The sequence below is a fragment of the Nocardiopsis lucentensis DSM 44048 genome (assembly GCF_000341125.1).
In the GTDB taxonomy this organism is placed as follows: Bacteria; Actinomycetota; Actinomycetes; order Streptosporangiales; family Streptosporangiaceae; genus Nocardiopsis; species Nocardiopsis lucentensis.
This window is the reverse complement of the sequence record NZ_ANBC01000865.1, coordinates 1-6,336: the sequence shown is the minus strand read 5'-3', so window position 1 is coordinate 6,336 and position 6,336 is coordinate 1. Positions and strand designations below refer to the sequence as shown.

Annotated in this window: 5 protein-coding genes and 1 pseudogene; all 6 read right to left on the bottom strand. The window is 74.3% G+C overall.

The window, feature by feature from the left end; all coding sequences use genetic code 11:
• Nucleotides 1–168 (bottom strand): annotated as a pseudogene (locus D471_RS42190) (ABC transporter substrate-binding protein); the annotation flags it as partial.
• 14 nt (nucleotides 169–182) lie between these two features.
• The gene (locus D471_RS0129935) at nucleotides 183–1,274 is read right to left on the bottom strand and encodes a branched-chain amino acid ABC transporter permease (RefSeq protein WP_017602020.1); all 1,092 of its coding nucleotides are present in this window, start codon (nucleotides 1,272–1,274) and stop codon (nucleotides 183–185) included.
• A 5-nt stretch (nucleotides 1,275–1,279) separates the two neighbouring features.
• Complete coding sequence (locus tag D471_RS0129930) at nucleotides 1,280–2,131, bottom strand: branched-chain amino acid ABC transporter permease (RefSeq protein ID WP_017602019.1); 852 nt, start codon at nucleotides 2,129–2,131, stop codon at nucleotides 1,280–1,282.
• Between the two features lie 10 nt (nucleotides 2,132–2,141).
• Nucleotides 2,142–2,861 (bottom strand): ABC transporter ATP-binding protein, encoded by a 720-nt coding sequence (locus tag D471_RS0129925; RefSeq protein ID WP_017602018.1) that lies wholly within the window; start codon nucleotides 2,859–2,861, stop codon nucleotides 2,142–2,144.
• Complete coding sequence (locus D471_RS0129920) at nucleotides 2,858–3,700, bottom strand: ABC transporter ATP-binding protein (RefSeq protein ID WP_026128227.1); 843 nt, start codon at nucleotides 3,698–3,700, stop codon at nucleotides 2,858–2,860. Before D471_RS0129920 ends, D471_RS0129925 begins: the two co-directional genes overlap by 4 nt.
• A gap of 157 nt (nucleotides 3,701–3,857) precedes the next feature.
• Nucleotides 3,858–6,336: helix-turn-helix transcriptional regulator (locus D471_RS0129915; RefSeq protein WP_017602016.1), on the bottom strand; the 2,479-nt coding region annotated here is incomplete at its 5' end.

Below are 6,336 nucleotides of genomic sequence, written 5' to 3'. Positions count from 1 at the left end.
GGGTTGGTGGCTGCCGATGACGACGGCGTCGTCCGTGACGCCCGGAGCGACGTCCAGGTCGACGGCGTCGCCCTCGGTCACCTCACCGGCGCCGGTGCACGCGGTGGCCAGCAGGGCCGGGGTCAGGGCCGCCGCCGTGGCGGCCGTCGTTCCTTTGCGGATGCGCATGGTGTTCTCCTTCGTCAGGGGGTGGGCGCGGACGCGGAGGACCCGCGTCGCTCGAGGAGGCGCTGGACCAGGCCCTGGATCCCGAGGGGCCAGAAGCGCAGGACGAGGATGAGGACGACGCCGAAGAACACCACGGGGAGGTTGTTCTCGACGTCGCGCCCGAGGTCGAGGGCGCCGGCCAGGTCCGCCGCCCACACCTCGAAGTAGACGAGGGCGAGGGCGGCCCAGAGGGCGCCCCACATGCCGCCGATCCCGCCCAGGACCAGGGCGGCGAGCAGGCTCAGGGACAGGGCGAGCGTGAAGCTGCCGGGGGTGACGGTGCCCAGCACGTAGGCCTGGAGGCCCCCGGCCAGTCCGCCCGCGGTGGAGGCGATGACGAACGCGGCCACCTTGGTCGAACCGACCGGGACGCCCGCCATGGCCGCCGCGGTCTCGTCGTCACGGACGGCCCGCATCCGTCTGCCCAGACGGCCGGAGGAGATCGTGGCCAGCACGGTGAGGGCCAGCAGCACGGTCGTCCACACGACCAGGGCCCTCCAGTCGCTGGTGCTGACGATCCCCTCGAGGAAGGGGGGCGCTCCCGCGGCCCGGATGTTGAGTCCGTTGCTGCCGCCGAGGACCTCGTGGTAGCGGTGGGCCAGCCCCGGCAGCCCCACGGCGAGGATGAGCGTGGCGCCCGCCAGGTAGGGGCCGTGCAGCCGGGCCGTCGCGGTGCCGACGGCGACTCCGGCCACGGCGGACACGGCGACGACGATCGCCAGGTTGGCGGCCAGCGGCAGCATGGGCTGGTGCAGGACCAGCAGTGCCATGCCGTAGGCGCCGATCATCAGGAACGCGCCGTGGCCCAGGGAGATCTGGCCGCTGCCGCCGACCAGGAGCTGGAGCCCGGCCAGGGCCAGCAGGGTGTACCCGACGGCGGCGAACCGCAGGGCTGCCAGGTCGCCGGTGACGAGCACCAGGCCGCACACCCCGGTGAGCGCGAGCACGGCCAGCAGCAGGTGCCGCAGGGGCGAGGGCAGGGCGCGCCAGCGGTCGGCGGGGGTGGTCGGTGTGGTCGGGACGGGAGCGGGGGCGCGCTCGGCGCGCTCGCGGGTGGGTGAGGTCACGGCGGCTACACCTTTCGCGCGGTCGGGCGGGACAGGATTCCGTCGGGGCGCACGCTCAGGACGAGGACCACGACGGCCAGGGCGGCGAGCGTGGCCACCTCGGGCCCCACGTAGCCGGACACGTAGGACATGGCCAGGCCCATGAGCATCCCGCCCAGGAGTGCGCCGAAGGGGCTGTCGAGCCCGCCCACCACGGCGGCGGTGATGCCGAACACGAACACGGCGTCGAAGGCGTTCGGGGAGATGAAGGGCGGGCCGGCGAGCATCCCCGCGAGGGCCCCGATGAAGGCGGCCACGCCCCAGCCGACGGTCAGCATGAGCCCGACCCTGACCCCGCTGAGCCGGGCGGCCTCGGGGTGGAAGGCCGCCGCGCGCATGCGCAGTCCGAGCGGCGTGAACCGGTACAGGGCGAACAGGAGCCCGGCCACGGCGGCGACCGAGGCGAGCGCGAAGGCGTCGGCCGGGGAGAAGCGCCCCACGTAACTGAACGCGTAGCCCAGCGCGTGCTGCTCGTTGCCCCACACCATCCCGACCGCGCCCTGGACGACCAGGAGGAGTCCGAGGGTGACGATGACGGCGTTGAGCTCCGAGGTGCGCGCGATGGGCCGGATGATCACCCGCTCCACCAGCGCCCCGGCCACCAGACCGGCGGAGAGCGCCGCGGCGAACCCGATCCAGTAGGAGCCGGTGAGCTGGGTGACGGTGTAGGCGGTGTACACCGATATCAGGGCGAGCGCCGGTTGGGCGAAGTTCACCAGGCGCGTCGCCTGGTAGATGATGACGAGGGAGAGCGCGAGCGCCGCGTAGGCGGCCCCGGACGCCAGCCCGTTGAGGGTCAGGTTGACGAAGTGGGTCATGGGGGTCTCCTCAGAAGCCGAGGTAGGCGTGGCGCGTGCGGTCGTCGGCGAGCAGTTCGGCGGAACTCCCCTCGGTGACCACGCGGCCCTGGTTCAGGACGAAGCCGTGGTCGGTGACCGACAGCGCCCCGGCGGCGTTCTGCTCGACGAGCACGACGGTGAGCCCCGTGCTGTCGCGCAGGTCGCGCAGGAGGGTGAGGATCTTCTGGGTGACCAGGGGCGCCAGGCCGAGGGAGGGCTCGTCCAGGAGCAGGACACGCGGCCTGGCCATGAGGGCGCGGCCGATGGCGAGCATCTGGCGCTCGCCCCCGGACAGGGTGCTGGCGAGCCGGTGACGGCGCTCGACGAGCGGTGGGAAGAGGTCCATGACCTCGTCCATCGCCGCCGTGTCGCGCCGGGAGGAGCGCCAGAGCGCCCCCAGTCGGAGGTTCTCCTCGACGGTGAGTTCGACGATCACGCCGCCGCCCTCCGGCACATGGGCGAGCCCTCGGGTGATGACGCGTTCCGCGGGCAGGCGGGTGAGGTCCTCCCCGTCCAGCAGGACCCGGCCGGAGGTGGCCGGGTGGAGGCCGGTGAGCGTGCGCAGGAGGGTGGTCTTGCCAGCGCCGTTGGCGCCGAGGACGGCGCACATACCCTGCGCGGGGACGGCGAGCGAGACGTCGTCGAGGGCCCGGACGGCGCCGTGGTGGGCGTGGAGGTCGTCCACGCGCAGGAGGGGTTCGGTGCTCATCGGGCCGCTCCGTCGTCGGTGGGGGTGGCGCTCCGGTCGGTGTCCGGGGCGGCGTCGGGGCCGTCGGCGGAGGCGCCGAGGTAGGCGCGCGTGACGGCGGGATCGGCGCGGACCTCGTCGGGGGTCCCGGTGGAGATGACCCGGCCGAAGTCGAGCACGACGATGTGGTCGCACACGTCCATGACCAGGTCCATGTGGTGCTCGACGAGCACGACCGCCATGTTTCGGCTCAAGGAGCGGATCTGCTCGGCCAGCGTGTCCATCTGCCGTCCGGACAGCCCGCTGGCCGGTTCGTCCAGAAGGAGGAGTTCGGGATCGCTGACGCAGGCACGCGCCAGGGCGACCTGCTTCTGGATCCCGTAGGGCAGGGTTCCGGGCAGGCGGTGGGCGTGCTCCGCCACGCCGAAGCGGTCGAGGGTGGCCAGGGCGCGTGTCCGGAGTGCGCGCTCGTCCCGGTGGTGCCGTCCCAGGCCGGTGACCATCGACAGGGGTCCGCCACGCGCGAGGCGGTCGGCGCCCGCGACGACGTTGTCCAGGACCGTCATGTTCGCGAAGAGGTTGAGCCCCTGGAAGGTGCGGGAGATCCCGGAGCGGGCCAGGCGGTGGGGGCCGCGTCCGGGCTGGGGCCTCCCCTTCCAGGAGAGTGTCCCGGCGCTGGGGCGCAGGACACCGGAGAGGACGTTGAACAGCGTGGTCTTACCGGCACCGTTGGGCCCGATCAGCCCGACGACGGTCCCGGGCGCGACCCGGAGTCCGACGCCGTCGAGGGCGGTCAGGCCCCCGAAGCGCACGGTCACCCCGTCCGCGCTCAGGAGCTGATCGCCTGCGGTCGTTGTCATGACTGCCTCTCTCGCGGTTGCCGTCCGGAGGTACGTACCGACCAGTTGGTACGGGTCGGGTGCCCGTCCACTCCGTCGTGGCCGGGCCGGTGGGGATGCGTGCCCCGGGGGGTTCGGGCCGTGCGGCGGGCTCCGAGGGTGTGGAGCCCGCCCCGCGTCAGTTGAGGAGACGGGCCAGATCCACCCGGGATCTGATGTTGAGCTTGCGGAAGATGCCGCGCAGATGGTGTTCGACCGTGCGCGGACTGATGAACATGTGCGCGGCGACCTCGCGGTTGGTCGCGCCCTCGGCGACCAACCGGGCGATCTGCTGCTGTTGGGCGGTCAGGTCGCTGGTGGCGGACGCGTCGGGGTCGCGCTCGGCGGTTCCGATCGCCCGCAACTCGGCCCGCGTCTGGCGGACCCAGAGCCGCGCGCCGAAGCGCTCGAAGGACTCCACCGCGTCGTACAGGTGCTCGCGCGCCCGACCGGGCAGGCGGGCTCGACGCAGGAAGGCGCCGAACAGCAGGTGGGTGCGTGCCTGCTCGACGTCGTCGTCACCGCTCTCCCGGTGCAGGGCCAGCGCGTTCTCGAAGTGGTCGGCGGCCTCGTCCCCTGTCGCCAGCAACCCGCGGCCGCGCGCCGCCAGGGCTCGGGCGCTCGGGCTCCCGATCCCCTCCGCCCACCGCTCGTAACCGGCCAGCGAGGTGCGGGCCCACTCGGTCTCCCCCATCCTGGTGGCCGCCTCCACGAAGTGCGGGGCTGTGAGCAGGCGCATCGTGGGGTGTCCGTGCCCAGGACCGGCGTGGACCAGGGCGCGCAGCCGGAAGAAGGCGTCGGCCGCGTTGCCGCGCGACAGCTCCAGGACGGCCAGCGCCCAGGCCGCCAGAGCGGCCGGAAGACCGAGGCTCTTCTCCCCGGCCTGGGTGGTCACCGCGCGCGCCCGGATACGACAGGTGTCGACATCCCCCTGGATGGCGGCGATCATCGCCAGGGAGGCGAGGTGCTGCGTCGCCCACACCGGCTGCCCGTACTCGCGCGCCGCCCTGAGGCCGTGGAGCGCGTGCCCCGCCGCGGAGGGGAAACGGCCGCTCCAGAACTCGGAGAAGACCTGGAAACCGAGTGCGGCCGGTACGATCGCGTACTCGCCCTGAGCGGTGCCCACGTCCACGGCCCGGGTGGTCACCGCGCGCACGAACGGCGCGTCCCCGAGCCGGAGCCCGCTGACCCCCGCCCAGATGAGCTCGGAGGGCTTGTCCATGCCCTCGGACAGCCGCACGGCCTCCCGCAGGAGCGGGGTGGAGGTCACGTAGTCGCCCCGGAAGGACAGGGCGCACCCCTTGAGGAAGGCGGCGACCAGGCGCATCGACGCGGAGTCGTCGGGACGCACCAAGGGCACGGCCAGCTCGGCGGCCCGGCCGTGGCGGACCGGGTCGCCCGCCAGGGACGCGGAGTCCGCGGAGCGCACCAGGGCGCGCAGGGCCAGGGCACGGTCGTGCGCGATCAGCTCCCGGCCGACGGCGAGCAGGCGTTCGGCGGCGTCGATGGCGTTGCCGCCCCGCATGGACAGCTGGGCGTCGACGAGGTCGATGATCGCGCGGCGGCGGTCGGACACGGCGAGCGGACGGGCCTGGTCGAGCAGGCGCGCCGCACGGGCGGTGCCGCCGCCCGAGTAGGCCTGGTAGGAGGCGGTGGCCAGACGGCAGGCGCGGACATCGGGATCGGGGGTCAGGTGGGCGGCGCGCTCGTGGGCGTGGGAGGCGGCGCTCGGGCCCTCCAGCCGCTGGGCGCGCGACGCGGCGGCCTCGACGGCGTCGGCGAGCCCGGCGTCGGGGGCGCCCGCGCCGGCCGCGGCGTGGCGGGAGAACTCGATCGGGGCGTACTCCGGGTCGATCGCGCCGGCGAGCGCGCCGTGGACCGCGCGCAGGCGTCCCGCGGGGGCGTCCTGGGCGATGGCCTCGCGGACGAGGGGGTCGGGGAAGACGACGATCGCGCCCTCGACCCGGATCAGCCCGAGCTCCTCGGCGGGTTCCAGGTCGTGGACGGTCAGGTCGGGGTTGCCGCCGGCCTCGGTCAGCAGGCGCACGCCGGGGTCCGTGGCCAGGGCGGCGACGAGGAGGAGGTGGCGCACTTCCTCGGGGAGTCCGCGGTAGGCGGTGAGCAGGGCGGAACGCAACCGGGTGGGGAGGCGCAGCGGTTCGGGGAGCGGCGCCTCCCCGCGCAGTTGGACGTCGGACAGGGACCGCAGGTGGCTGATGGCCACCGCCGGGTTGCCGTGGGCCGCCCGGACGAGGACGGTGCGCACGCCCGACGCCGGGGTGAGGGGGGCCCGGTCGGTGAGGATGTCGTGGACCGCGCGCTCTGCCAGGGGCGGGAGGACGCGTTCGGCGACGCCGGGGACGAGGGTGTCGGGGGCGGGCTCGCCGTGGCCGCCGCCCGAGGGCTTGCCGTGGCCGCCGCGGGCGGTGAACACGGCCGAGACGGGGAGCCCGGACAGACGACGCGCGACGAAGGACAGGGCCTCCAGGGAGGGGGCGTCGAGCTGGTCGGCGTCGTCGACGCAGACCAGGACCGGGCGCTCCTCGGCGGCGCGGCGGAGGAGGTCGAGGACCGCCGTGTAGAGGGCGAACCGGTCCGGGGCCTGGAGGATGCCCTGG